This is a genomic window from Paenibacillus sp. ALJ109b, assembly GCF_010747435.1.
GTDB lineage: Bacteria > Bacillota > Bacilli > Paenibacillales > Paenibacillaceae > Paenibacillus > Paenibacillus taichungensis.
Genome location: NZ_JAAIFP010000017.1, coordinates 1 through 24,846, shown reverse-complemented (window position 1 = coordinate 24,846; position 24,846 = coordinate 1). Strand labels below are relative to the sequence as shown.

The following is a 24,846-nucleotide window of genomic DNA, read 5'->3' as shown; positions in this document are numbered from 1 at the left end:
GGATTGACGGATGTCGCCACGATCCAAGCACAGCCATAAGCATCACCCATTCTGTCTCAAGGAGAGTGAAGGTCGATGAAATCCAAAATAACAGCGCCGATACATAAGGGATCGGTTTCAGGTATGCACTCCAATCGCAGGAAGGTGCGTATGCCACTTGCAGCCAAAATGCTATCTTCGGCACTAAGCGTTGCTTTGCTCGTTGCGGGAACAGCGGGTGCGAGCGGAGCAGCAGCTCCCAGTGAGAACAGCGCGGCTGAGGCCAGCGTGCAGTCACATAAGGGAGGTAGTTCTTTGAAAGACATTCAGCTTGAGTATCTTGATCGCGGTCTGGTTGCGGCGTCTACTTCCGAGGGTGTTTTTCTCAGTTGGAGATTGCTTGGTGATGAGGCTACAGGGTATAGCGATAAAGGTCTGACAGGCACGGATTTCAACGTATATCGTGATGGCAAGAAGATTGCTACGGTCACCGACAGCACCAACTATGTTGATGCCTCAGGCAAATCGTCGTCCCGTTATGAAGTGGCAGCAGTAAGCAATAAGGGCAAGGAGAGCAAACGCAGTGCAGCTGTCAAACCTTGGGCGAACGGCTACGTCGATATTCCTTTGCAAAAACCGGCCGATGGTGTGACGCCAGTGGGAGAAGCCTACTCGTATTCTGCAAATGACATGAGTGTGGGTGATGTGGATGGGGACGGTCAGTATGAGTTTTTTGTAAAATGGGACCCTTCTAACTCCAAGGATGTCTCGCAAAAAGGCTACACCGGTAAAACTTACGTGGATTGTTACACGCTGGACGGACAATTGTTGTACCGGATCGATCTCGGGGTTAACATCCGTTCGGGTGCTCATTATACACAGATGCTCGTTTATGATTTTGACGGGGATGGCAAGGCTGAGCTGATGTTCAAGACCGCACCGGGAACCAAGATTATCAAATATAACAAAAAAGGAAAGGTCACTTCAGAGAAATACATCACCCTTCCGAAGCAGGATCGTAAGGCAGGATACTCCAACGAAGATGATTACCGTTTAAGTGCAGATGGTTACTATGATCATGTCGTGGATATGTTCAAGAACTGGCATAAACATGAAGAGGTCGTGAAGGGCAACTGGCCTGCTACGTTGGAGGAAGCTTTTGGGATTGAGAAAAAGTATAGTTATCCATTGTCTCAGAAGGATGCTGAGAGCTTGGCCGATTACTTCATCGATGTGTATGCACCAAGCCGCAGTGACAAGAATGAGCTGCGCAAGTTCGAAGGTTTTATCGTCGATGGACCTGAGTATGTAACGGTGTTCGAAGGAGAGTCGGGCAAAGAGCTGGAGACCATTCCTTATGAACCGGGACGGCAGGATGATGGGTTGATGTGGGGCGATTACGCAATGGCGCGTATTGAACCAGCGAACCGGGTAGATCGTTTCCTTGCAGGCGTGGCATATCTGGATGGAAAGAAACCGTCTGCAATCTTTGCACGAGGGTACTACACACGTTCAACCATGGTCGCCTACAACTGGGATGGCAAAAAGCTCAAGCGTGAATGGAAAGTGGATAGTGGCTGGACGCCGATGAAGAATCCGTTCAATGACGGTCCGCATGGAGTGGATGGTACAGATCCGGTGTATGGCTCAATTACAACGCAAGGCGCACATTATTTCAGTGTCGCTGATGTGGATGGAGACGGTAAACAGGAGATTGTGTATGGCTCGGCCACGATTGACCATGATGGCAGTGTGCTGTACAGCTCCAAGGACCTGATGCCTGCGGAGAGTGCTGCTCCGGGAACCATTGCACGTCTAGGCCATGGGGATGCACTTCATGTAGCGGATATTGATCCAGATCGTCCAGGACTGGAGATCTTCATGGTGCATGAGGGTGGTCCTTGGGCGCCATACGGATATTCCCTGCGGGATGCGAAGACTGGGAAAGTGATCTATGGCGGGTATACGGGCAAAGATACCGGACGTGGCATGATCGGTGATGTGGACCCGACTCGCCGCGGCTTGGAGATATGGGCTGTGGGACTGTGGACGGCCAGCGGTGAGAAAATAAGCGATAAAGCCCCTGGCACGAATATGAATATACGATGGGCCGCCGATATGACAACTCAGATCGTGGATGGTGCCATCGATGTTACACCTACGATTAAAGATTGGAATCGAGGTACGCTGCTGACCGCAACCGGAACGTTGACTAACAATTATACCAAAGGTACGCCATCTCTCGTTGCGGATATCTTCGGGGATTGGCGGGAAGAGATGCTGGTGAGAACTGAGGACAGCTCGGCGATCCGCATCTACCTGAGCACCGAGAAGACTGACCGTAAACTGTACACGCTGATGCACGATGCGATGTATCGTGTCGGTATTGCTGGACAGAACAGTGGATACAATCAGCCGTCCTATCCATCCTTCTACATGGCATCGGATATCGATTGGTCGAAGGTTACGCTACCGAAGTTCCAAACGCCCAAGTCGGGTAAGGGTGGAAATTGAGAAGTATAGGCGATAGGTATCCAAAAGTATTATTTTGTTATAGGAAGTCTTTGCTGTTGTATTAAAGTGAAGCTCTGGAGTAACCTCAGTGCGTTTAGCGTACGGGAGGTTACCCGGAGTTTTTTTTGATATGGCTAAACTGAAGCAACATACGGCATCATCATTTCAAATGTGCTACGGATGCAAAACCTTGAATGGTGTACTTCCCGTTTTCATGAATCAATGTGGTGATGGAGCATTCGGGAATCAGCTGACTTTGCATGGCGATAAAATCAGGATGCCAGACGTTAAGTTCATGCTCCGGGAATGTGTTTACCAGAAAATCCGTAATTAACCCGCCATGGGTAACGATAACGATATGGCCATCTGGTGGCTCTACATTCGTTAATTCCGTTAGGAAAGAGGCCAAACGTTCACCAGCCTGCTTAGAGGAATCACCCACGGGTGGGAGGTAGTCTGGATCACATGTGCATCGGTCCCACATCGCGATGAATTCGTCAAATGTTTGTTCAGGCAGGTCACCCCAGTTGGCGCGTTCACGCAGACGCGGGTCTTCCATCACTGTAACGTTTGTTTGGAGAGCAATATGTGCCGCAGTGTCGATCGCTCTTTGAAGTGGGCTTGCAATGATTTTGGTGACAGGTACGATAGCTAAACGAAGTGCTGTTGACTTAGCTTGTACAACTCCCTCGGATGTGATGGGAACATCACCGATGCGCTTTTCTTTTAATGAATGCCTCACCAAATAAAATGTAGTTTTCATAGTCTCACGACCTCCTTCTTGTAGATTGGATAAAAACAGATCGATTAGATTCATAACTAATTATATTATTATCTAATTTATGATCACAATGATTTTTCTTCTTCACGGGTGAAATACATCGCCTAGACTTGCTACAATGGAGAAAAGTGAGGATCGTTGCAGCAACGGAGGTGCAGGCATTGGAAGCAAAACATTGGACAGGCAGTCTGTTTCAGGAGAAACTGCGCATGGAGGATTATGGACCGCGTTTTTACGCGTATTATTACAAGCAATGGGACAACTACCAGATGTCCTATCACGATCATGATTCCACGGAGATCATGTACATTATTTCGGGAATGTGCCGGGTCGATGTACAGATGCAGGATGGCAGCTCCGAACAGGCAGTATTAAAAAAAGGGCAGTTCATTCTGCTGGACGCAGGGCTTCCACACCGTCTGCTGGTGGAGGATGGCGTCCCGTGCCGCATGCTCAATGTGGAATTTGGAGTTGCCCGTTCGGAGCCAGGGCATCCATCCATTCGCCAGCTTGCGCTGGAAGAGGAAGAAGTCCATGCTTTTCTATCCGATGCCTCGCCTTATCTGGTTTTGCCTGACCCCGAAGAGGTGTACCATATTATGAAAAGCCTGGTGCTGGAGCTGGATCAGCGTGGACTGATGGAGAAGGGACGGTCTTCTGCACCCATGCGGATCATCCCGCCGGAGGAACGCTCGCATCATCGCGAATCCCGTGATCTGAAGTCGCCTGAGCAAGGTACGCTGGTACGCACGTTGTTTATCCAACTGCTGGTGCGGGTCGCACGACTTCGCGGGGAAATTAACCGAAGTGCGCTGGATCAGACGGAGCTGTACGTAAAACGTACGATTGAATTCATGCATCACAATATGGATCGCAATATTCAAATGAAGGATATCGCGGCAGCGGTGAATCTGCATCCAGGCTATTTGCACCGTATTTTTCGCCAGCACACGCAGCGCACGCCTACCGATTATCTCACGATGCTCCGAATGGAAAAGGCGAAGATGCTGCTGCAGCAGACAGATATTCCAATCTCCGAAATTTCCGATTACGTGGGCGTGGGGAGCAGACAGTATTTTCATATGTTATTCAAGAAATATACAGGCCGAACTCCGGTTGAATTCCGTTCTTCGATGGAACGACATGTCAGTCATTATCCCGCTGAAGAATAAATCGTGCAGTTTATCTGGAAAGTACGGCACGGTTGATGCAAAAGTGAGGATTTTTGACAACCTCGCTTCGAAGAGGTCATGATTTTGATAACGCTTCCTTACAACCCGTTGCTACAATGATTTCATGAAGTGAGATCATTAACCGGGGCGAATATACTCGGATTACGGGAGGAACTGTGCATGTCGTTTAAAGTAGCATTTATCGGGGCGGGCAGTATCGGATTTACACGGGGGTTGCTGCGGGATTTGCTCGCGGTACCGGAATTCAACAATATTGAGATTGCGTTCTGTGATATCAATCAGCACAATCTGGACATGGTTACCGAGCTGTGTCAGCGCGATATCCGCGAGAATGGACTGAATATTCAGATTCAGCCGACAACGGACCGGAGAGAAGCGCTCAAGGACGCGAAGTATGTACTGTGTACAATCCGTGTGGGCGGGTTGGAAGCTTTTGCAACCGATGTGGATATTCCGCTCAAATATGGGGTAGATCAATGTGTCGGCGATACGTTGTGTGCAGGTGGGATTATGTATGGCCAGCGTGGAATTGCCGAGATGCTCGACATCTGTAAAGATATTCGTGAGCAAAGCGCACCGGATGTGCTGCTCCTCAATTATTCCAACCCGATGGCTATGCTGACATGGGCCTGCAACAAGTATGGCGGTGTTCGCACGATTGGACTATGTCACGGGGTACAGCATGGGCATCACCAGATTGCGGAAGCGTTTGGATTGAAAATGAATGAAGTGGATATCGTATGTGCCGGAATTAATCATCAGACCTGGTACATCAAGGCATCCCATGAAGGGAAAGACCTTACAGGTGATTTGCTCGAAGCCTTCGAGAAACATCCAGAGTATAGCCGCACCGAGAAAGTGCGGATTGATATGCTGCGCCGATTTGGTTATTACAGTACGGAATCGAATGGTCACCTTAGCGAATATGTGCCTTGGTACCGCAAACGTCCAGAGGAGATCAAGGATTGGATTGATCTGGACAGCTGGATTAATGGCGAGACAGGTGGATATTTGCGTGTGTGTACAGAGGGCAGAAATTGGTTTGAGACAGATTTCCCGAACTGGATGAAGGATGAACCGATGCAGTTTGCCCCGGAAAAACGAGGCGGAGAACATGGTTCCTACATTATAGAAGGATTGGAAACTGGGCGTGTATATCGTGGACACTTCAATACCGTCAATAACGGTGTGATCTCCAATCTGCCTGATGATGCGATTATCGAAGCACCGGGATATGTGGACCGTAATGGTATTTCGATGCCACATGTAGGCGACCTGCCACTCGGCCCGGCTGCCGTGTGTAATGTGAGCATTTCCGTTCAACGGCTTGCGGTTGAAGCTGCGGTACATGGTGACGATAAACTATTGCGTCAGGCGTTCATGATGGACCCACTCGTAGGTGCGGTATGTAATCCAAAAGAGATCTGGCAAATGGTTGACGAGATGCTGGTCGCCCAAGCCGAATGGTTGCCGCAATATGGTGATGCGATTGCCGCGGCAGAAGCAAGACTTGCTGCAGGCAACCTGATTCCTACGAAGGAATATGAAGGTGCTGCACGTCTCAAAGTGAAAACCGTTGAGGAGATGCAGCAGGATCGCGACGCCGCCAACAAAAATGCGGGTGAATCAGATAAAGGGAAAGATCGCGAGAAAGTGCAGCAATAGATAGAGGCAGGATGTACAACAACGAAATATAAACGGAATTTGAAAAATAAGAAAAACGAATAAGAAATAAAAAGAGTAGACAGGGCCCTCTCCAGTATGGAGGGGCCCTGTTTGGTTCTATTTTTTCTCAACGACATGAACCACAAACGTAAAAGAAGTATCCCCCAGACTGATTTGTGAATCTTGAGGGGAAGACCAACGGACGAATGCTCCGTAATAATGTGTCCCTGGTTTCTTGGGAAGTTGGAAGGTCCCATCCGTTGAAGTAATGGGTTGATTGCGGTTGTCCACATATTCAGAAATACTTATCTCATCCGGGGGGATATCTATGCCCATGTCTATGGATAATTCCTCACCGACAAGAACTTGGACCGGACTTTTGTCTTCAAAATTTAGGCTAGCATAGTCAGCACACATACCTCCCCAGCAATAACTGCCCTGTATAGCTGGAATAGAGATGCCGCTTTCGCTCTGGATAGTTGGAGTAGGCAGTTTCTGAGGTAAGTTGGGTTCCGATTCCTGAGTCTGTTTTGATCCCATTTCGGTTTCCTTTGCATTTGTCGCTGGCGGTGAGGCAGTTCCGTTTGTACCATTACTTGGAGTAGGATTACAGCCAGATAATATTAGCAATGTTGTGAGGAACACGAGTAGAGTTATCGTTCTTATAGTAATGATAAATTTTATTTTAGCCACCTCCCTAATATCTTCCAGACGAAAAGCAAGAGAAGAATGTTGCTCATTGGAATGCAAATTTACCATGCGATACATATTACCTTTACAGACATAGTAATATGTCTTATAGTATACCCAGGATTGAAGAAAGTCGGTGAATTTGGCAGATGGATGAACAAGCGATTAACAGTGACCTAATTCGAGGCAACATTGACCCCATTATTCTGAGTGTACTTATACCGAAGGATAACTACGGCTATAGCATTATTAAGGAAATTTATCGCAAGAGTGGAGAACGGTTTGAATTAAAGGAACCGACGCTCTATTCCAGTCTGAAAAGGCTGGAGAAGAGTGGATATGTGGAATCCTACTGGGGGGAAGAGACCCAGGGAGGACGACGCAAATATTACCGAATTACAACCCAGGGGCAGGAAGCTTATACACAGCAAGTTCAAGCTTGGCATGCAGCCAAAACATTAATTGACTGCATGATTATTTCCGGGGAAAAGGGAGATGAAGGGATATGACATTGGAAGCTCGCATTACCCGCCATGTGAATCGTCTGTTCAATCATGCGCAGGATACATTGGCTAATCAGGAGTTAAAAGAAGAGATTCACAGTAATCTCGCTGCACGAATTGAAGATTATATGGAGCAGGGTATGGACGAGGAGCAGGCTTTTCAGACTGCCATTCAGCATGTGGCTGGCATGGATCAGATCATGAGTGATCATCGCAGGGTGCATCGCGTTCCTTATTGGACTGCGGTGTTGCAGTCTGCCTTGATCTATAGTCTTATCGCCTGGATCATTACCATTCCAATGAGAGTCATGGTCCAGGGCGCAACCATTAACAATTTGCTTATGATCATGAGTGTGATTGTTGGTGGAGCGTATGTATTTTACAAGATGAAAAATAAAAATACTTCGACTGATCCAGAGGACACTACCGTTATTCGAACACCTGTGTTCTTGCAATGGACGCGCAGAGTGTGGTGGTTATGGGTAGGGCTCATCGTTGTGTTATGGGGTACACAGGCGGCGCTGCGATTTGGAAGCAACATCTGGTATAGCCGACCGATACAGGTAGAGGGGCCCTATCAATTTGCGGTAATCGCGATTGCTTTTGCCATACCTTTATTAAGTATTATTATTCCTTTGATCGTGCAGAGGGCGTATCGGATCGTGGGCAAGTATGAGGTAGGTGATGTCATATGACAGGAAAGAATAAATGGATTATTGCATTGGTCATGCTCGGTATTTTTGGTGTTATTGTGGTTGAGGGCATCGTTAATCCGAGAATAGAGGCGAAGCAGTCGCAGTATGAAGCAGAGCAGCAAGATCCGTTGACCCATGATTTTGCGGCATTAGCGAAATATCGCAGTGCTTATATGGGAGACTTCTCTAATCTCAGCCATTTGAATCAAGCCTTGCCTCTAAACGGCCAATTGAATGGGTATCAGTTGGTTCCAGAGACATTTACGGCTCAGATCAATTACAGGATGAATACCAGCGAGATGAAGCCCGAAGAGTTGGAACGAATACTTGTATATAACGCTGCTGCCAATTTTGTATGGATTGATAATTTGGAGCATGTGCTTTATTCATTTGAGGATGTTCAATATACTTTGAGCCGTGAAGCCGCCCGGCAATGGGCCGGAACAGAACTGAAGACGCTTCAGGAACCGGGGGAGTGGGATATATCGGTGCGTAAGAAGCTGGTGGAGCCCGCACAAGTGAAAGAAGCTTTTTCACAAATTGTTGACAATTAAGCTGGTTCAAAGATAAGGAAAAGGTAAGAGGCTCGACTCTTCTCCTATGCTATGTTATTATAAGACTCTGATAACGTGGTAACGAACTAAAGCGTTTGGGTTTTGGTTATAGACATGGAGGGGTTAGAGAGATGAGAAAACAAGCGATATTTCTATTATTGATCAGCATATGCATGATTGTTGTTGCGGGATGTTCCAGCTCGGGAAGCAAAGATGATAATGCCATTATTGTGGGGATAGATGATAAATTTGCTCCAATGGGCTTCCGGGATGACAAGAATGAAATTGTTGGTTTTGATATTGATTATGCCAGAGCGGCAGCGGAGAAAATGGGTAAAGAAATTACGTTCCAGCCCATTGATTGGTCTTCCAAAGAATCGGAGCTGAACAGCGGCCGAATCGACCTGATCTGGAACGGGTACACGATTACGGATGAGCGGAAAGATAAAGTGCTGTTCACGAAGCCGTATCTAGAGAACAGCCAGGTTGCAGTCACACTCGCGGACTCACCGATTACGAAGCTGGATGAACTGGATGGTAAAAATGTAGGATTGCAGGCCTTGTCCTCTGCGGCAGATGCACTCGCGGCAAGTTCTTTGAAGGATAAAGTGAATGCTTCCGAATTCCCGGACAACGTACTGGCGCTTACTGATCTCAAGACGAAACGTTTGGATGCTGTCATCATCGACGAAGTGGTCGCGAGATATTACATGTCCAAGGAAGAGGGAACGTTCAAACTGCTGGATGAATCCCTTGCTCCGGAACAATACGGCATTGGTGTGAAAAAAGGCAATGAAGAACTGCTGAATCAGCTACAAAAAGTATTGGATGAGCTGAATGCCGATGGCACAGCAGCCGAGATTTCCACCAAATGGTTTGGTGAAGATGAGGTTTTGAAATAGGATCAGGCCACCATTTGCCTGACATATGTAGTAAACAACATGACCCCGGATTCCAAAAAGGAGCAAGTCTCCTGCGGAATGCGGGGTTAACAGATTAGAGGAGCCGATTGCAATGAGCTGGGAGTATTTATTGGGCGTCATGAAGCCCATGCTTGAAGGGGCACAGACCACGATCTTTTTATTTTTGGTGGCAATTGTAGTGTCTGTACCACTTGGATTTGGAGTAACCTTATTGATGAAAAGCCGATTCAAGCCGTTGGCATGGATCGCTCATACGTATGTATATGTGATGCGGGGAACGCCGCTGATGCTTCAGCTGTTGTTCTTCTGCTTCGGTCTGCCGCTGCTTCCAGGGGTAGGGGAGTATCTTGTATTTGACCGCTTTACGGCGGCAACGTTGGCTTTTATTTTGAATTATGGTGCGTACTTTGCAGAGATTTTCAGAGGTGGATTGCTCTCGATTGATAAAGGACAACATGAAGCTGCACAGGTACTGGGTCTAAGCAAATGGCAGACGATGACGAAAGTCATCATCCCGCAGATGTTTCGGGTAGCATTACCTGCCACTGCAAATGAATCCATAAGCCTTATCAAAGATACGGCATTGTTGTACGCTGTTGCTGTACCTGAGCTGCTGCATTACGCACAGGCCGCAGTAAACCGGGATTTTAAATTGATGCCGTTTGTTATAGCAGCTATTATGTATTTGCTAATGACCATGGTACTCACCTTGTTCTTCAAGGCACTGGAGAAACGTTATACATTTGAGTAAAAACGAACGGAACAGAAGCTTATGAAGTTATCCAATCTCATCAATCAAAGGACTGTCTGCATATGACACATATTATAGAAGTAAATCATTTAAGAAAATCATTCGGTACACTCGATGTGCTGAAGCAGGTATCGTTTAACGTGGAGCCAGGTGAGGTTATTGCCGTAATCGGACCTTCGGGTTCGGGTAAAAGTACGATGCTGCGCAGCCTGATTCATCTTGAGGATATTTCGGGTGGCACCATTCGTATTCAAGGCCAGGCGCTGGCTGAGAACGGATCGTATGCAGGTGCCGCGGATATTCGGAAGATTACGGATCGCATGGGCATGGTCTTTCAGCATTTCAACCTGTTTCCGCATTTGACGGTACAGGCGAATCTGGAACTGGCACCGAAGACGTTGAAAAAAGAAAGCTCAGCGATCATCCGGCAGCGAAGTCTGGAGTTGCTCGGTAAAGTAGGGCTCTCCGACAAGGCGGATGCGTATCCCGCTAACCTGTCCGGTGGACAGAAACAGCGCGTAGCGATTGCACGCGCACTGATGATGCAGCCCGACATTCTGCTGTTCGACGAGCCGACCTCGGCACTCGATCCCGAGCTGACCGGAGAAGTGCTGCGCGTCATCAAGCAGCTGGCACAGGAGAATATGACGATGATGATCGTCACCCATGAGATGAGCTTTGCCCGCGATGTCGCTGACCGCGTCTTCTTCATGGATAACGGCGAAATCGCCGAGGCGGGTCCGCCGGAGCAGATCTTCGGCAATGCCAAGCTGGAGCGCACACGCACGTTTTTGCAGCGCGTGGAAGTGGAAGGATAGAAGTTCAGACGAGTTGAGATATGAATGTAAACGGGATCCGAATTCATTGGTTCGACGAAAGTCGACGATGGATCCGGATTTTTTTAATAAAATCGGAATATTTACAAATAATGGAGCATATTTTTCCAGTTAATCAAGTATAATAAGACTACTTATTAAACAGGGAGGATTTACCTTTGGATCAACGTCACAATGATGTGGACCGTTATTATAGCGATCCGCTTCCGCCACCACCTTATGTAGTACCAAAAACCAATAGCAAGTCTATTGCAGCTCTTGTCTTGGGGATTTTGTCGCTCACCATACCATACTTGGGATTTTTTATTGGTATCGTAGCTATCATATTTGCGGCGCTGGCACTGAAAGAACTCAGAATTCGTATGGAACAAGGGAAAGGGTTGGCCATTGCGGGTCTCGTCTGTGGGATAATTGGGACGGCCCTCTATGCTATTCTCATTATACTTGTCCTGCTATTTACTGTTGTGGTAAGTACCAATGTTACTTCTACATACTAAGTGTTTGAGCAGTTTCCTACCTCTTTTTCTTCATGATCAAAAAAAGCAAGGCCGTGTATAAGCAAACACCCGCTGTTGTTGTGGCGAGGGTGTTGCTTACAACATGCCTTGCTTTTTATTTTCCATTTTTTATACGTGAAGCACTGCCTCACTATTTACTTCTTCGACCTCACTCGTGCGATGTATCATGAAATAGGTAAAGGTAGCTGCCAGACCAATCACCGCAAAGATGCACAGAATTCCGATCTGATCCCAGGCCACACCGAACTGTCCACTCGAAATAACAGCTTTATACCCGGTTACTGAATAGGTCATTGGCAGCCATGGATTGAAACCTTTCAGCCAATTCGGAATGAGCTCCAACGGGAACGTACCTGCACTGGTGGTCAATTGGAAGATTAACATGAGGATCGCCAGGAAGCGGCCGGGATTCTCTAACCAAGTAACCAGAGCCTGAATGATATACATGAAGGTCAGGCTGGTAACGAAACTGAATAAAAGGAACAAAGGCACGCTTTGGACTTTCAGGCCCAAGCCGGACAAGACAAGCCAGGAAGCGAGCAGGGACTGCACGGCACTCATGATCGTGAAAGCCAGCGTTCTGCTCACAAAACGATTCCAGCCACTCGCATCGGTAACCGAGCTGCTGCGTGTTGGTACAACCAGCGTTGCAATCAACGCCCCGACAAATAGACCCAATGACAGGAAGTATGGCGAAAATCCTGTACCATAGTTGGGCACTTCATTGTGTTTATGTTCATCCACCTGAACGGGCTCTGCGTACATCGATACGAGTTCATCCGTCTTTTTCACACTACCCGTTTGATCGGCGGCATCATTCAGTTTGGTGGCAAGCTCACCAGAGCCGTCGCTCAACTTGGCAGTACCTTCTTTTAAATCTCCTGCGCCGTTATCCAGCTTGCGGGAACCATCGGCAATGGTGGTGATCCCATCTGAAAGTTGGTTCAACCCATTAACCAGTTTTCCTGCACCTGCGTTTAATTGACTCGAACCCTCTGAAAGTTTGGCTCCGCCAGCGGCAGCTTCAGACAACTTGGCGTTGAACTGCTGCAGGCCAGTCGCAAGCTGCACCTGTCCAGCGGATAATTGCGTTGCTCCTTCTAGAAGCTGCTGCTCACCCTGCACTAACTGGCTGCTGCCTTGATGCAGCTGCTGCTGCGCAGCTTGCAGGTTTTGGTTGCCTTCGAGCAATTGCTGTCCACCTTGATATACCTGTTCGCTACCAGCGGCAACAGCCTGGCTTGCTGCTAGGAGTTGCTGTACAGCCGGGTTAGCAGCTAACTCTGGACTGGCTTCAGCTAATTGGGCAAGACCTTGCGCAACGGCCTTGGCCCCTTCACTTACTTTGCCACTGCCTCCGACTGAAGTCTGCAATCCAGCGGTCAGCTTGGCACTGCCTTCCTCGGTTGCAGCCAGTCCAGCATCCAATTTTGCGACTCCTTCCTGAGCAGATTCAATCCCAGCCTGTAACTTTTTGCCGCCAGCTTCAGCCTGTGCTGCTCCGTCACCAAGCTTCGTACCTGCTGCCGCCAATTGGGACAAACCCTTGGAAAGGGAGCTGGCTCCTGTATGAAGCTCATCAATACCCTGAGCTAAGGTGTTCGTGCCTTCTTTTAACGGGGTAATGCCTGTTTCGAGTTGGTTGGTTCCATCGGCCAGTTTGGATAGGTTCTCTTTCAGCTTGGAGGCACCTTCATCCAGCTTAACCGCACCCTCGTTGATCTGACCTGCGCCGTCTCCGGCATCTGCCAAACCGCTAGAGATTTTCTCTACCTGATCCAGCAGGGTTTCCGTATATGATTCCGTCACTTTCGCAGAGACTTTGGATTTGATCTGTTTGACCGCTGTCCCGCCAATCTGACCCGCAAGGAAGTTGTATCCTTCATTGGGTTCATAGATCAGCTCTGCCGGTTGTGGATGGTCATCCATCAGAGTGGTTGCTTTCTCGGAAAAATCCTCCGGAATAACAATCGTCATGTAAAATGTGTTGTCTTCCATGCCTTGCTCGGCTTCTTCTCGGGTCACAAATTGCCAGTTGAAGTCATCACTTTTTTTCAATTCATCGACCAGATTCTGTCCTACTTCCAGCGATTTGTCATTGTAGGTTGCCCCCTGATCCGTGTTGACCACGGCAACAGGCAGTTCATTCATTTTGCCATAAGGGTCCCAGAACGCATTGAGGAACAGACCGCTATACAGTACCGGAATGAACAGCACCACGAGAATCGGAATAAATACTTTTGGTTTCTTGAAGGCAGATTTCAAATCCTGCCCAAATACAGTGAATGATTTCATCATGTTCTCTCCCCATCATTACGCTACTCTGTTGCTATATCTATCTCTAATTGATAAAGGATTCATATTCACATCTTTCTTTATGTAGGGGATAATCCACTTTTGAGAAAGAGGCCCACGAAATCCTTGATCTGATCCTTGTGCAGCGAAGGATGCGCTTTGTTCCAATCGGAAGTTAAGGTGACATACAGCTTCAGCAGGACAAAAGAGACCAGTCTGGGATCGTCCTCGCGAATCTGCTCTAGTTCCATAGCGCGCTGAACTTGACGTTCTAAATATTCGAGAATGGCTGTCTCTACTTTCTGCAAACCTTCCTTCGCCTGAGGCGTGCCGAACTCGTTCACCTCCTGAAACAGCTTGATTAACAACTCATGTTCCTCTCTATACTCCAGCAAAGCGTCCATGCTCTGGTGTACGTTCTCAAGAAATGGTTTGTCGTCCTGCACAGTTTGCTCTGTAATCCGCTTCATATCAGTAATGATCGAGTGGAGGATCTCTCCGAACAGTTCTTCCTTGTTCTCGAAAAAAGTATAGATCGTACCTTTGCCCACATTGGCCAGTCTTGCAACTTGCTCCATTGTAGTGGCTTTGTATCCAAACAACGCGAACGATTTCTCAGCAGAGTCAATGACCTGCTGCCTTCGATCGATAGTTTTCATGGCATATGCACCTCCTGATCGTATGCAATGATAAAAGACAACTCAGAGTTGACCGGATTACTTAATTGGTCAATTGGTCGTAAACAAATGTATCATTGAATGGGGAGGAAGGAAGTGATGTTTGTCATAAGCCCATCCGAAATATTAGCCCTCCACCATCATCCCCACCTAAAGAAAACACAAGTGAACGAAAAGACAGTCCATTGTTGCTCTCTCTCAGGAACGCTAAGATGAAGTTGTTGAAGCGTTTACATTATATGGTGAAGGGAGCTTAACTCGGATGCCAGAAATTACGATCAAGCTGTATGAAGGCAGGACGGATGAGCAAAAGCAGGAGATAGTGGAGGTGTTCACACGCGAGCTCTCGCGTATTATCGACCGTGAGCCGGATTATATTTCTGTTGAATTCAATGAAATTCCATGGGACGAGAACGTTCCTGATAATTTGAAAGCCATGCAATCACAGAAGCAAGGAGGGGAGAAGACGTGAAGCCGGCGGACATTGCGCCGCCAAGCCGACGAACAGCCAGACTTAACTCGTCTGGTCTGGGCACTCGGCTCGGAGATGCGGGACGTTATCTGTGGCGATACCGGATACTATATCTGCTCTCCGTACCGGGCATTCTGTATTTTTTCCTTTTCAAATATGTGCCTCTGTTCGGCTCGATCATTGCTTTTCAGAACTACAACATTTTCAAAGGCATTACCGGAAGTGATTGGGTAGGCCTGGAGCATTTCCAGAAGATGTTCAGCCATTATGACTTTTTACGAATTCTCAACAACACACTTCTGCTCGGACTATATGATCTGGTAATTGCATTCCCGGTACCGATCTTACTGGCGATTCTGCTCAATGAAGTACGGATGATTGTGTTTAAGCGTTTGCTGCAAACGATTGTTTACATGCCTCACTTTCTGTCCTGGGTCGTCATTAGTGGTATCTTCATGGGTATTTTCTCGATGGATGCCGGGGTAGTGAACAAGGCACTTGGATTTCTGGGCATGCAACCGATCTACTTTCTTGGAGAAGACTCGTACATTCGTTCCATTCTGATCGGTTCGGGGATTTGGCGGGATTCCGGTTACGGAACGATTATTTTCCTGGCTGCCATTGCGGGCATTAATCCCGATCTGTATGAGGCGGCAGAGGTGGATGGAGCCGGACGTTTGAAGCAAATATGGTCGATTACCCTGCCATCATTACTGCCAACGATTATGATCCTGCTGCTGCTGCACATCGGGAAGTTCCTCGATCTGGGCTTTGAGCGTGTGTTCGTATTCCTGAATCCGCTCAATCTGGAATCTGGAGAAATTCTCGATACGTATATCTACAAAGCCGGCCTTCTCTCACAGCAATACAGCTATACAACGGCCATCGGGTTGTTCAAGTCGGTCGTGGGTTTAATGCTTGTTCTACTCGGTAATTTCTTCAGCAAAAAAACAACCGGCGAAAGCCTGTATTAGGAGGCGAGATTGATGCGTAACCCCAGTGTCCGTTACCGTATATTCCGCATTGGAAATCTCGTTTTTCTTACGCTGCTCTCGTTGACGATGATTCTGCCTTTCATTAATGTGCTGGCTCAATCTCTTAGCAGCTCGGAAGCGATCATGGGCGGAAAGGTCAGCTTCTGGCCTGTTGCTTTTACCTGGATCAATTATGAATATGTATTCGGCGATGCTTCGTTCTGGCGGGCATTTGCGGTATCTGTTGGGGTGACGTTGTTCGGGACGCTGGTCAATCTCGCTGCAACGGCATCGCTGGCGTATCCCGTTTCCCGTCCAGAGTACAAGGGGCGCTCCCTGGTCGTCATGTTTGTCTTAGTGACCGTTGTGTTCTCGGCGCCGCTCATTCCGAACTTCATATTGATGAAGGAACTGCATCTGGTCAACAATCCGCTGGTTCTGATTGTGCCAGGAGCGATTAATGCCTTTAACTTTTTCGTTATGCGTTCGTTCTTCGCACAGCTGCCGGGTGAACTAATCGACGCTGCCCGTATTGATGGCTGTGGGGAATTTGGCATCATATGGCGTATCGTTATTCCATTGTCCAAACCAGCTATGGCATCACTCGGCATTTTCTATGCGGTGGGCCACTGGAACGCCTATTCCACCGCGCTTTATTATCTGAATGATCCGGCCTGGTGGCCGATCCAGGTAACACTCAAGAAGCTGTTTGAGAGTGACGATATTTCCGTCGATCCAGGATCTGCCGTCTATAGCACCCTTGCACATACATCGCCGGAAGGCATCAAAATGGCAACCATCATCATCGCCACCTTGCCGATTATTATCATTTACCCTTTCCTGCAAAAGCATTTTGTAAAAGGAATCATGGTCGGCTCCGTCAAATCTTAAGTACAAGAAGCATACAGATCTGACGGAAACGGGGGAATGGCGATGTTCAGAATCTTGATTACGGACGATGAACCGATGATTCGGATGGGTCTGGCAAAAATGATCAAGCAAGCGGGGCTGTTCGACTGTGAGATACGACAGGCAGCGCATGGGGAAGAGGCCCTTCAGGTGGTAGAGGCCTTTCGGCCACACATCCTGTTTACGGATATCCGCATGCCGACGATGGATGGTATTGAGCTGTGTCGACGTTTATCCGAGCAAGGCAGTACGATGCGCATTATTGTGGTTTCCGGTTATTCGGACTTTGAATATGCAAGAGCCTGTATGGATTATGGGGTAAAGCGATATTTGCTGAAGCCTGTGGGACGACAGGAGCTACAAGAACTGCTGCTCAAATTGCTGGCATCCGAAGAGGATAAACCTACGGTGTCCCTTGTACCCGTGAGGGAGCTGAATGATTGGGCGATGCGTCTGGAAGAGGCCATATGGGAGCTGAGACAGTCCGATGTCACGGAGCTGCTCGCAGCATGGTCTGGTCGCTATCCGGCATATTCGTTGATGCCTGAGCAGACAGCGGAGCTTTTTCAGGAATTGCTGGAATTGATTGTGGCCCGAATGAACGCACGTGGCAACGGTACGATGAGTACATCCTGCGAGATAAATGAAAGCGCTTCCTCAAAAGAATGCTTCGAGGCTCTGGGCAACGAGATCCACACGTTAATGAAGACGATCAAGGAAAAGCGCAGTGGCAAGCGCAAGCATCCAGTGGAAGAAGCAAAAGCCTATCTGGAGAAGCACTTGCGTCGCGAAGTTTCACTGGACGAGATTGCTGCTAAGCTGGGCCTTAACCCGTCTTACTTTAGCCAACTATTTAAGCAAACGACAGGCCAGACCTTTATCCAATACCGGATACGCAGCAAAATGGAACTGGCCAAACGCATGCTGGAACAGCCGGGCAACCGGATTACGGATATTTCCTACGAAGTGGGGTACGCGGATCATCCCCATTTCACGAAGACATTCAAGAAAATTACCGGACTGACACCGTCCGAATACCGCAGCAAGCTGGGCATTGAATGATGAAGCGCAGCCTGTCCATCCGCCTGTTCTTTCATTTTGCCGTCGTGATTACGTTGTCTCTGTCCGCCATCGGCCTGTTCACCTATACCTATGCCTCGACTGAAATGAACGACCAGCTTGCGGACAACATCGCCCAAACGATGCGCAATACGGCGTACCAGACTGATCTGTATTTGCAAAATTATGATCGTGCGACCTACTCCATCCTCTCGAACGGAAGTGTGAAGCACTTTCTCGATATGAATTCGGAGGACAGTTATGCCTATTACGAGTACAGCCGTCAGATTAAGACGAACGTGTTCCCGCCTGTTTTTATGTTATACCCACAGATCAAGTTCCTGTATGTTATTGGGGAAAACGGCCGTGTTGTGATTGACGACAACCAGAATTCAGCCGGCATACCGGATATCGACGCGGCACAGCAGTATAAGGAGTTGCTGGCTGCAACCCCTGCAAATGGCGAATCGATGTTGCTTACCCGCAGTATTCGCAGTGGACAGAGTGCCAACGTGATTACGATCGCGCGCCGGATCAGAGGGGTGTCCTCCTATACGCCCAACGGAGTACTGGCGATGGAAGTGAATGTGCTGGAGCTTGACAAAATATGGGGAGAACTCGACCTCGGTCAAGGTGGGTATCAGTATGTGATGGATCAGAACGGAACTGTAATCTACACACCCGGGGACGAAGAGGCGCAGACAGCGATGCCGTCCAACACTGTGAACAGGCTTATGCACATGGAGGCAGGGTCACTGGAACAGAACATGGATGGCACCAAACGGCTACTCATATCGGAGCTTTCTGCCTATTCGGGCTGGCGTTTTGTCGCTTCCGTGCCGCTGTCGGAGCTGCAAAGACCGATTGCAACGATTCGTTCGGCCACCTTATGGGTTGGTGCAGGGACCTTGCTCGCTGCACTTGTCGTGGCCTACCGGATCGGAGCATCTCAAGTGGAACCCATTCGTGTGCTGATGAACGGAATGAGACAGACGGAGAAGGGAATCTGGAACAAGGTGGAGATGAAGGAAAGGCGCGATGAAATTGGTGTGCTGATCCGCAGCTATAATCTGATGGTCAGCCGCTTGTCGGACATGATTGAGAGTGTATACGAGTCGGAGCTGCGTCGCCAGAAGTCCGAAATCGAGCTTCAGCAGGAGGCACTGGAACGGCACCGTGCGGAATTTCAGGCGCTTCAGTTGCAGATCAATCCGCATTTTCTCTACAACACCCTGGAAACGATCAAATGTTATGCCGTCGTACAGGACTCCGAAGAAATTGCACAGATGGTGGAATCGATGGCTCATATGCTCCGTTATTCCATTCAGACCAATCTGGAGGAAATTACGGTTGCCAATGAGCTGAAGCATGTGCTCGCCTACCTTTCCATCATGAAACATCGCATGGATCGGGAGCTTGAAGTTGAGGTCATCATTGCACCGGATCTGTTGCTGGAAAAAATGGTCCGACTCACCCTTCAGCCACTGGTGGAAAATGTGTTACAACACGCATTTCCGCGAGGCATGGAGCCTGGTCACTTTATCCGCATTGATGCTAGGCGCCTGGAAGATCGCTTTCTTGTCATCGTCCAGGATAACGGTATGGGCATGAGCGAGGAACGCCTGGAGAAGCTGCGTGACCGTCTGGAATTAAATCGTCTGGCAGGCGAAGATTCCGATGATGTATACCATCGCGGAGGCATCGGACTCATGAATGTTCATCGCCGGATTCAGCTGGTATTTGGAGAAACATATGGCTTGATGATTGAGAGTGAGCAAGGCTTGGGAACGACCATTACGATGGCGCTTCCCGCAGATCAGCATAGCAAGCGGATTTAATTGAATCTATAACAGGGAGGAAGATCAAAATGAATATTAACTTGCAGAACAAAATTGCGCTGGTTACCGGCTCCAGCGGAGGAATTGGTGCTGCCATTGCTGGGGCATTGGCACGTTGCGGAGCAAAGGTGGCTGTGAATGGCCTGCATAATATGGATCGGGCGGAGGAGGTCGTTGCCGCCATCCGGGATGCTGGCGGTGAAGCAGCTGCATTTCAGGCAGATGTGACCGATACGAATGCCATAGAATCGATGGTTGGAGATATTACTCTCCACTTCGGCGGTCCGATTGATCTGTTGGTTAATAATGCGGGGCATCTGGTGGAACGGAGCCCCATTGAAACGATGAGCGAGGAGCTTTACAGCCGGATTATGGATGTCAATCTGAAGAGCGCCGTATTTGTCTCTAAAGCGGTCATTCCTGGCATGAGGGCGGCTGGAGGCGGCCGAATTATCAATCTGACCTCGGTAGCGGCTCATAATGGAGGCGGCCTCGGTGCAGCTATTTACGCAGCCTCCAAGGCGGCTGTCATTGCGTTAACCAAAGGGCTTGCCAAAGAACTGGCTCCTGGCGGGATTACGGTCAATGCCCTCTCCCCGGGCTTCATCGGGCAAACGGCATTCCATGCTACGTTCACCTCGGCGGAAGGACGAACTTCTGCGGTAAGCAGCATTCCGCTTGGACGGGAAGGGACACCCGATGATGTCGCAGGAGCGGCGCTGTACCTGTGTTCCGAGCTGGGTTCTTTTATAACCGGAGAAACGATTGAAATCAATGGCGGAATGTACATGCGTTGATGCTACACCATTGCGATAAGGAGGGGACGATACGATGGAAGTGAAGCGGAAGCTTGCAGAAAGACCGTTGTACCAACCAATCAGCGGGCCGTTCCATGTGGACTATGCTCCTGATGAACATACCGTTCTGGCAGAAAATCCGCCGAGATTTACCTGGATGGCGGCGCAGCAAGAGGATGAAAATGCCTATCTGCTGCAGATTTCGGTGGGGCCTTCTTTTCAGGAAGAAGAGACGATGACCTTTGCGCCGCTCCCGTATAACTTTTTCACGCCTGACCGGGTATTTGAACCTGGGGAGTATTATTGGCGATATGCGCTTCTTGTAGATCAACCAGTGCAGCAAGATTGCGAAGCCAAAGCGGATGCTGTGCTGGGTAAGCAGCAGGAAATGTCGGCATGGAGTGAGGTGAGGCGGTTTACAGTACCAGCGGGATTACCCGAGACACCGATACCTTCTCGGGCACAGCGATATGTTGCCACGGAAACGACTCACCCTCGGCTATGGCTCGGAGAGAGCGGGCTAACGGAACTTGCGGATGCCATTGCGTCAGATGCTACATATTGCGGCTGGGATGTGTTTATGGCAAATTCCGTGGAGCCATGGGCCAACCGCGAGCCGATCAGCGAACCGCAGCCTTACCCGGAGAACAAACGTGTCGCCTCGCTCTGGAGGCAAATGTACATTGACTGTCAGGAAACGTTATATGCGATTCGTCATCTCAGCATCGCGGGGCGGGTCCTACGTGACGAACGGTTGCTTGAAGCAGCCAAAACCTGGCTGTTGCATGTGGCGGCTTGGGATACGGAGGGAACGACCTCCCGTGATTATAACGATGAGTCGGCCTTTCGGGTCGCAGCTGCGCTCGCTTGGGGCTATGATTGGCTGCATGATGAGTTGACCAGTGAAGAGCAAGAGGTGGTAAGGCGCAGTTTGCTGCGGCGAACAGAACAGGTAGCCCAGCATGTGATGGTCCGTTCGAAGATCCATCATGTGCCTTATGACAGCCATGCTGTGCGTTCATTGTCTTCCGTGCTTGTGCCCTGCTGTATGGCCTTGTTGCATGAGGAGCAGCAGGCTGCAGAGTGGCTGGATTATGCGATTGATTATTATGCCTGTCTGTACTCCCCTTGGGGAGGAAGTGATGGAGGTTGGGCCGAAGGCCCAATGTATTGGACAACAGGCATGGCTTATGTGACCGAAGCGATGAATTTGTTGCGAAACTATGCGGGCATCGATTTCTTTCGTCGGCCGTTCTTCCAGCGTACCGGAGATTTTCCACTCTACGTGTACCCGCCCGACGCTCGGCGCGCCAGCTTTGGAGATCAGTCTACGCTGGGTGACCCGGTAAACTTGAAAACAGGCTATCTTGTCCGCCAACTGGCAGGTGTTACAGGCAACCGCTGGTACCAGTGGTACTTTGAGCGTGTCCGCCAATCCGATCCGGGGACAGAGGGAGCTTTTTATAACTACGGTTGGTGGGACTTTAACTTTGACGACTTGGTATACCGCCACGATTATCCGCAGGTTGAGGAAGAGTCGCCTGTGGACATCGAGCCGCTTAAGTGGTTCCGTGATGTGGGGTGGGTAGCCATGCATCACCGGATGGACGATCCGGATGAGCATGTTATGCTGCTGCTCAAATCGAGCCGTTATGGCTCCATCAGCCACAGTCATGCGGATCAAAACAGTTTCACCCTGCATGCATTCGGTGAGCCGCTTGCGGCGGATACGGGCTATTATATCGCGCACGGCAGCTCCTTTCACCGGGAATGGCGCAGGCAGACACGTTCCAAAAACAACCTGCTGATTGGTGGAACAGGTCAGTATGCCGAGAACAACAAGGTGCTGAACATGGCCGCAACCGGGCAGATCGAAGAGGCCTATTGGCGGGATGGCGATGGTTATGTGCGCGCGGTAGCGACCGATGCCTACGCCAGCACCGTACCCCATGTGAAGCGTGTTGTACGGGAGATTCATTTTCTGCAATCATCCTATTTCGTCATTGTGGACCACATTGATCTGGAGAAGCCGGACAGCGTTCAATGGCTGTTCCATGCACTGCACCCGCTACAGCTGAAAGGGCAGAGCTTCCGTCTGAACGGTAATAAGGCGGGGCTTGAGGGCACGTTTGTATATGCATCCTCCGGTGAGTTGTCGCTCAGCCAGACGGATCAATTCGCAGAGGTGGACCCGGCAGAGTATAAAGGGTTGGAAAGACATTATCATCTCAGCGCGGAAACGCGGCTGGCCACAAGCCACAGGATTGTGACTCTGCTTGTACCATATAAAATCGAGGAGCCGAAGTATGTCCCCTATTTCATCGATGACCAAGATCACGGCATCCATCTCTATTTTACCGACAACGGTGTAACGAAGAAGATCGAGGTATCCAAGACGTACTAGGGAGTGCTGACCTAAAGAAAACGCAATCTCATCTAAAACATCCCCATTGTTGCAGGCGGTGGGGATGTTTTAACATCTATTTGAAAGCGCTTCACCAATGAGTGGTACCTAAATCAGGATGAAAAGAGGGGTAGCATGAAAAAGTGGATGGTCTCAGGCATGGCGCTATTGTTGGCGGCAGCTGTTATGACGGGGTGCAACAAAGGCAGCGGAGCGGCATCCGGTGAGGGCGGGGGAGACGGCAAAACGAAATTCTCCATTTCACTCCGTACGCTGGCGTATACGTATGTGGAGAAGTCACCCGACATTAACAAGGATCAATGGGTGAAGAAACTGGAGGATCTGACCAATACTGATCTGAAAATTGTTCTGGTGCCCCATAAGGAATATGAACAGAAAATGGTCCAGATGTTTGCCACCAATGATATTCCTGACGTAGTGCAGGGTGACGGCGGCGTCAACGGCAAGGAGATGGCAGGCTCGGTCGAAGCTGGAGTATTTCAGCCGTTGGATGAACTGCTGCAACAGTACGGGCAAGATTTGCTCAAAGCTGTACCGAAGGAAGCCTGGGACCAGGTAACACATGACGGCCATATCTATGCCATCCCCGAATATTTATCCAATCCATCCCGCCGGGCAACTTGGATTCGCAAGGATCTGCTGGATCAAACGGGACTACCGGTGCCTACTACGGTTGAGGAGACAATGGATGTTTTGCGGGCCTTTAAGAAGCTCGGCGTGGAGAATCCATATATGGGGCGTGAGGATTTCAAATATGCGGATACCTTTTTCGGTGCCTATGACGTACAGCAATTCCTGTCCATGATGGAGCAGCAGGGCGACCAGGTTGTACCGAAATTCATGGATAACGAGAATATGCAGCAAGCCCTAACTGTTTATAAGACGATGTACGAGGAAGGGCTCATCAACAAAGAGTTCGCCACCATCAATTCCACCGTATTCAAAAATACGATTCTCTCTGGCAAGGCAGGCATGTGGTCCATGAACGCCAACGAACTGATCCAATGGGAGAAGCAGATTAAAGCGTCGGTTCCCGATGCCAAAATCGAGATTATCCCATCCCCTGTCGGCCCGGACGGAAAGGGCGGTTATTATTTGTACGGTCCGGTGACACGTGCCTACTTTATTAATAAGGATGCGGCTGATCCGGCTTCCATTATCCGTTTCTTCAACTGGATGGTGTCTGACGAAGCCGAAAAGTTTTTCACATACGGCACAGAAGGAGAGACCTACACAGAGGATAATGGCGTGATTTCATACACAGCGCCAACAGACTCTGCTGGTGTGGACGAAGAGCGTTACCGTCAGTCGTTCTTATGGTTCGTACAGGACACAACGTACAATAAAGGCTCGTTATCGCTGACAGAAGAAGGCAGAAAGCTGATGAATATTTACGATACCATCTTAGCCAAAGAAGGTCGGGATGGCATCAACTTTGATCCGCGTTTGGAAGCTTTTGTACAGAATCCCGATATTGCTCCCAATTCGGATACACCTCCTCAGGTATTGCTCACACACATGATCAAGATGGTTTATGGTAAGGAGCCAATTTCTGATTGGCCGAAAGTGGTAGAGGAATGGAAATCCAAGGGTGGCGATCAGGCAATCAAAGAAGCCACCGAGAAATTCAAGAAGGGTGAAGGCGTGTCCGCACCGCGTCGCTAACGATTTAAGTTGAACTATACAATTTACATGATAACGGAGATGACAGAAATAACCTGAAGAAGCGGAGCGTTCGCCTTTATCCCCGGATTTTCCCCTTTGAAAAGAGGAATCAAAAAAATCTGGGGATAACAGC

The 24,846-nt window shown here is 49.0% G+C and carries 22 protein-coding genes; 18 read left to right on the top strand and 4 right to left on the bottom strand.

The genetic code is table 11. The features are described from left to right. Positions 1-150: 150 nt before the first annotated feature. On the top strand, positions 151-2,493 hold the full coding sequence (locus tag G3352_RS17910; RefSeq protein ID WP_163758760.1) for a rhamnogalacturonan lyase: 2,343 nt from the start codon (positions 151-153) through the stop codon (positions 2,491-2,493). A 160-nt stretch (positions 2,494-2,653) separates the two neighbouring features. Here the strand turns inward: G3352_RS17910 and G3352_RS17905 are convergent, their stop codons facing one another. Continuing rightward, positions 2,654-3,256, bottom strand: a complete 603-nt coding sequence (locus G3352_RS17905) for a histidine phosphatase family protein (RefSeq protein ID WP_163758467.1) — start codon at positions 3,254-3,256, stop codon at positions 2,654-2,656. A 227-nt stretch (positions 3,257-3,483) separates the two neighbouring features. On the opposite strand from G3352_RS17905, the gene G3352_RS17900 reads away from it, so the two are divergent. Next, positions 3,484-4,446, top strand: coding sequence for an AraC family transcriptional regulator (locus tag G3352_RS17900; protein ID WP_163758758.1), 963 nt, complete (start codon positions 3,484-3,486; stop codon positions 4,444-4,446). Positions 4,447-4,626: 180 nt separating this feature from the next. Next, complete coding sequence (gene melA, locus G3352_RS17895; protein ID WP_113054582.1) at positions 4,627-6,132, top strand: alpha-glucosidase/alpha-galactosidase; 1,506 nt, start codon at positions 4,627-4,629, stop codon at positions 6,130-6,132. A 117-nt stretch (positions 6,133-6,249) separates the two neighbouring features. Here melA and G3352_RS17890 read toward each other — a convergent pair whose 3' ends face one another. Next, positions 6,250-6,900 (bottom strand): hypothetical protein, encoded by a 651-nt coding sequence (locus G3352_RS17890; protein ID WP_163758465.1) that lies wholly within the window; start codon positions 6,898-6,900, stop codon positions 6,250-6,252. A 71-nt stretch (positions 6,901-6,971) separates the two neighbouring features. On the opposite strand from G3352_RS17890, the gene G3352_RS17885 reads away from it, so the two are divergent. The 7 genes from G3352_RS17885 to G3352_RS17855 all read left to right on the top strand — a co-directional run bounded on the left by G3352_RS17885 (position 6,972) and on the right by G3352_RS17855 (position 11,581). Then, positions 6,972-7,331 (top strand): PadR family transcriptional regulator, encoded by a 360-nt coding sequence (locus G3352_RS17885; RefSeq protein ID WP_163758460.1) that lies wholly within the window; start codon positions 6,972-6,974, stop codon positions 7,329-7,331. Next, positions 7,328-8,020 (top strand): permease prefix domain 1-containing protein, encoded by a 693-nt coding sequence (locus tag G3352_RS17880; protein ID WP_163758457.1) that lies wholly within the window; start codon positions 7,328-7,330, stop codon positions 8,018-8,020. The genes G3352_RS17885 and G3352_RS17880 overlap by 4 nt, the downstream gene beginning before the upstream one ends. Beyond that, on the top strand, positions 8,017-8,574 hold the full coding sequence (locus G3352_RS17875; RefSeq protein ID WP_163758456.1) for a DUF4825 domain-containing protein: 558 nt from the start codon (positions 8,017-8,019) through the stop codon (positions 8,572-8,574). The genes G3352_RS17880 and G3352_RS17875 overlap by 4 nt, the downstream gene beginning before the upstream one ends. Positions 8,575-8,705: 131 nt before the next feature. Further along, entirely contained in the window at positions 8,706-9,476 is a 771-nt protein-coding gene (locus tag G3352_RS17870; protein WP_163758453.1) for an amino acid ABC transporter substrate-binding protein, read from the top strand. 112 nt (positions 9,477-9,588) lie between these two features. Next, entirely contained in the window at positions 9,589-10,248 is a 660-nt protein-coding gene (locus G3352_RS17865; protein ID WP_163758452.1) for an amino acid ABC transporter permease, read from the top strand. Between the two features lie 62 nt (positions 10,249-10,310). Continuing rightward, positions 10,311-11,066 carry an amino acid ABC transporter ATP-binding protein gene (locus G3352_RS17860; RefSeq protein WP_163758451.1) on the top strand — a complete coding sequence of 252 codons (756 nt, stop codon included), beginning with the start codon at positions 10,311-10,313 and terminating at the stop codon, positions 11,064-11,066. Positions 11,067-11,242: 176 nt separating this feature from the next. Continuing rightward, positions 11,243-11,581, top strand: a complete 339-nt coding sequence (locus G3352_RS17855) for a DUF4190 domain-containing protein (RefSeq protein WP_163758450.1) — start codon at positions 11,243-11,245, stop codon at positions 11,579-11,581. A gap of 129 nt (positions 11,582-11,710) precedes the next feature. On the opposite strand, the gene G3352_RS17850 is transcribed toward G3352_RS17855, so the two are convergent. Together G3352_RS17850 and G3352_RS17845 are read right to left on the bottom strand one after the other, a co-directional pair. Further along, positions 11,711-13,897: a YhgE/Pip domain-containing protein gene (locus G3352_RS17850; protein WP_163758448.1), complete on the bottom strand. Its 2,187-nt coding sequence runs from the start codon at positions 13,895-13,897 to the stop codon at positions 11,711-11,713. Between the two features lie 80 nt (positions 13,898-13,977). Continuing rightward, positions 13,978-14,556 (bottom strand): TetR/AcrR family transcriptional regulator, encoded by a 579-nt coding sequence (locus tag G3352_RS17845; protein WP_063567826.1) that lies wholly within the window; start codon positions 14,554-14,556, stop codon positions 13,978-13,980. Between the two features lie 280 nt (positions 14,557-14,836). On the opposite strand from G3352_RS17845, the gene G3352_RS17840 reads away from it, so the two are divergent. The 8 genes from G3352_RS17840 (at position 14,837) to G3352_RS17805 (ending at position 24,713) form a co-directional block, all read left to right on the top strand. Then, on the top strand, positions 14,837-15,046 hold the full coding sequence (locus tag G3352_RS17840) for a tautomerase family protein (RefSeq protein ID WP_064640394.1): 210 nt from the start codon (positions 14,837-14,839) through the stop codon (positions 15,044-15,046). A gap of 56 nt (positions 15,047-15,102) precedes the next feature. Next, positions 15,103-16,020 (top strand): ABC transporter permease, encoded by a 918-nt coding sequence (locus G3352_RS17835; protein ID WP_063567852.1) that lies wholly within the window; start codon positions 15,103-15,105, stop codon positions 16,018-16,020. Positions 16,021-16,032: 12 nt separating this feature from the next. Next, positions 16,033-16,911, top strand: coding sequence for a carbohydrate ABC transporter permease (locus tag G3352_RS17830; protein WP_163758445.1), 879 nt, complete (start codon positions 16,033-16,035; stop codon positions 16,909-16,911). A 42-nt stretch (positions 16,912-16,953) separates the two neighbouring features. Then, positions 16,954-17,991 carry a response regulator transcription factor gene (locus G3352_RS17825; protein WP_163758443.1) on the top strand — a complete coding sequence of 346 codons (1,038 nt, stop codon included), beginning with the start codon at positions 16,954-16,956 and terminating at the stop codon, positions 17,989-17,991. After that, a complete protein-coding gene (locus G3352_RS17820) occupies positions 17,988-19,826 on the top strand; it encodes a cache domain-containing sensor histidine kinase (RefSeq protein ID WP_163758441.1) in 1,839 nt (612 codons plus the stop codon). Before G3352_RS17825 ends, G3352_RS17820 begins: the two co-directional genes overlap by 4 nt. A gap of 29 nt (positions 19,827-19,855) precedes the next feature. Further along, positions 19,856-20,623 carry an SDR family NAD(P)-dependent oxidoreductase gene (locus tag G3352_RS17815; RefSeq protein WP_163758439.1) on the top strand — a complete coding sequence of 256 codons (768 nt, stop codon included), beginning with the start codon at positions 19,856-19,858 and terminating at the stop codon, positions 20,621-20,623. A 34-nt stretch (positions 20,624-20,657) separates the two neighbouring features. Continuing rightward, complete coding sequence (locus G3352_RS17810) at positions 20,658-23,027, top strand: DUF4962 domain-containing protein (RefSeq protein WP_163758437.1); 2,370 nt, start codon at positions 20,658-20,660, stop codon at positions 23,025-23,027. Positions 23,028-23,162: 135 nt separating this feature from the next. Next, positions 23,163-24,713, top strand: coding sequence for an extracellular solute-binding protein (locus G3352_RS17805; protein ID WP_205524923.1), 1,551 nt, complete (start codon positions 23,163-23,165; stop codon positions 24,711-24,713). Positions 24,714-24,846 lie beyond the last annotated feature (133 nt).

Excerpts from the sequence above, each read along its gene's own strand:
- G3352_RS17910 (WP_163758760.1), top strand. The coding sequence starts at position 151 with ATGCCACTTGCAGCCAAAATGCTATCTTCGGCACTAAGCGTTGCTTTG.
- G3352_RS17905 (WP_163758467.1), bottom strand. The coding sequence starts at position 3,256 with ATGAAAACTACATTTTATTTGGTGAGGCATTCATTAAAAGAAAAGCGC.
- G3352_RS17900 (WP_163758758.1), top strand. The coding sequence starts at position 3,484 with ATGGAGGATTATGGACCGCGTTTTTACGCGTATTATTACAAGCAATGG.
- melA (WP_113054582.1), top strand. The coding sequence starts at position 4,627 with ATGTCGTTTAAAGTAGCATTTATCGGGGCGGGCAGTATCGGATTTACA.
- G3352_RS17890 (WP_163758465.1), bottom strand. The coding sequence starts at position 6,900 with ATGTATCGCATGGTAAATTTGCATTCCAATGAGCAACATTCTTCTCTT.
- G3352_RS17885 (WP_163758460.1), top strand. The coding sequence starts at position 6,972 with ATGGATGAACAAGCGATTAACAGTGACCTAATTCGAGGCAACATTGAC.
- G3352_RS17880 (WP_163758457.1), top strand. The coding sequence starts at position 7,328 with ATGACATTGGAAGCTCGCATTACCCGCCATGTGAATCGTCTGTTCAAT.
- G3352_RS17875 (WP_163758456.1), top strand. The coding sequence starts at position 8,017 with ATGACAGGAAAGAATAAATGGATTATTGCATTGGTCATGCTCGGTATT.
- G3352_RS17870 (WP_163758453.1), top strand. The coding sequence starts at position 8,706 with ATGAGAAAACAAGCGATATTTCTATTATTGATCAGCATATGCATGATT.
- G3352_RS17865 (WP_163758452.1), top strand. The coding sequence starts at position 9,589 with ATGAGCTGGGAGTATTTATTGGGCGTCATGAAGCCCATGCTTGAAGGG.
- G3352_RS17860 (WP_163758451.1), top strand. The coding sequence starts at position 10,311 with ATGACACATATTATAGAAGTAAATCATTTAAGAAAATCATTCGGTACA.
- G3352_RS17850 (WP_163758448.1), bottom strand. The coding sequence starts at position 13,897 with ATGAAATCATTCACTGTATTTGGGCAGGATTTGAAATCTGCCTTCAAG.
- G3352_RS17845 (WP_063567826.1), bottom strand. The coding sequence starts at position 14,556 with ATGAAAACTATCGATCGAAGGCAGCAGGTCATTGACTCTGCTGAGAAA.
- G3352_RS17840 (WP_064640394.1), top strand. The coding sequence starts at position 14,837 with ATGCCAGAAATTACGATCAAGCTGTATGAAGGCAGGACGGATGAGCAA.
- G3352_RS17830 (WP_163758445.1), top strand. The coding sequence starts at position 16,033 with ATGCGTAACCCCAGTGTCCGTTACCGTATATTCCGCATTGGAAATCTC.
- G3352_RS17825 (WP_163758443.1), top strand. The coding sequence starts at position 16,954 with ATGTTCAGAATCTTGATTACGGACGATGAACCGATGATTCGGATGGGT.
- G3352_RS17820 (WP_163758441.1), top strand. The coding sequence starts at position 17,988 with ATGATGAAGCGCAGCCTGTCCATCCGCCTGTTCTTTCATTTTGCCGTC.
- G3352_RS17815 (WP_163758439.1), top strand. The coding sequence starts at position 19,856 with ATGAATATTAACTTGCAGAACAAAATTGCGCTGGTTACCGGCTCCAGC.
- G3352_RS17810 (WP_163758437.1), top strand. The coding sequence starts at position 20,658 with ATGGAAGTGAAGCGGAAGCTTGCAGAAAGACCGTTGTACCAACCAATC.
- G3352_RS17805 (WP_205524923.1), top strand. The coding sequence starts at position 23,163 with ATGAAAAAGTGGATGGTCTCAGGCATGGCGCTATTGTTGGCGGCAGCT.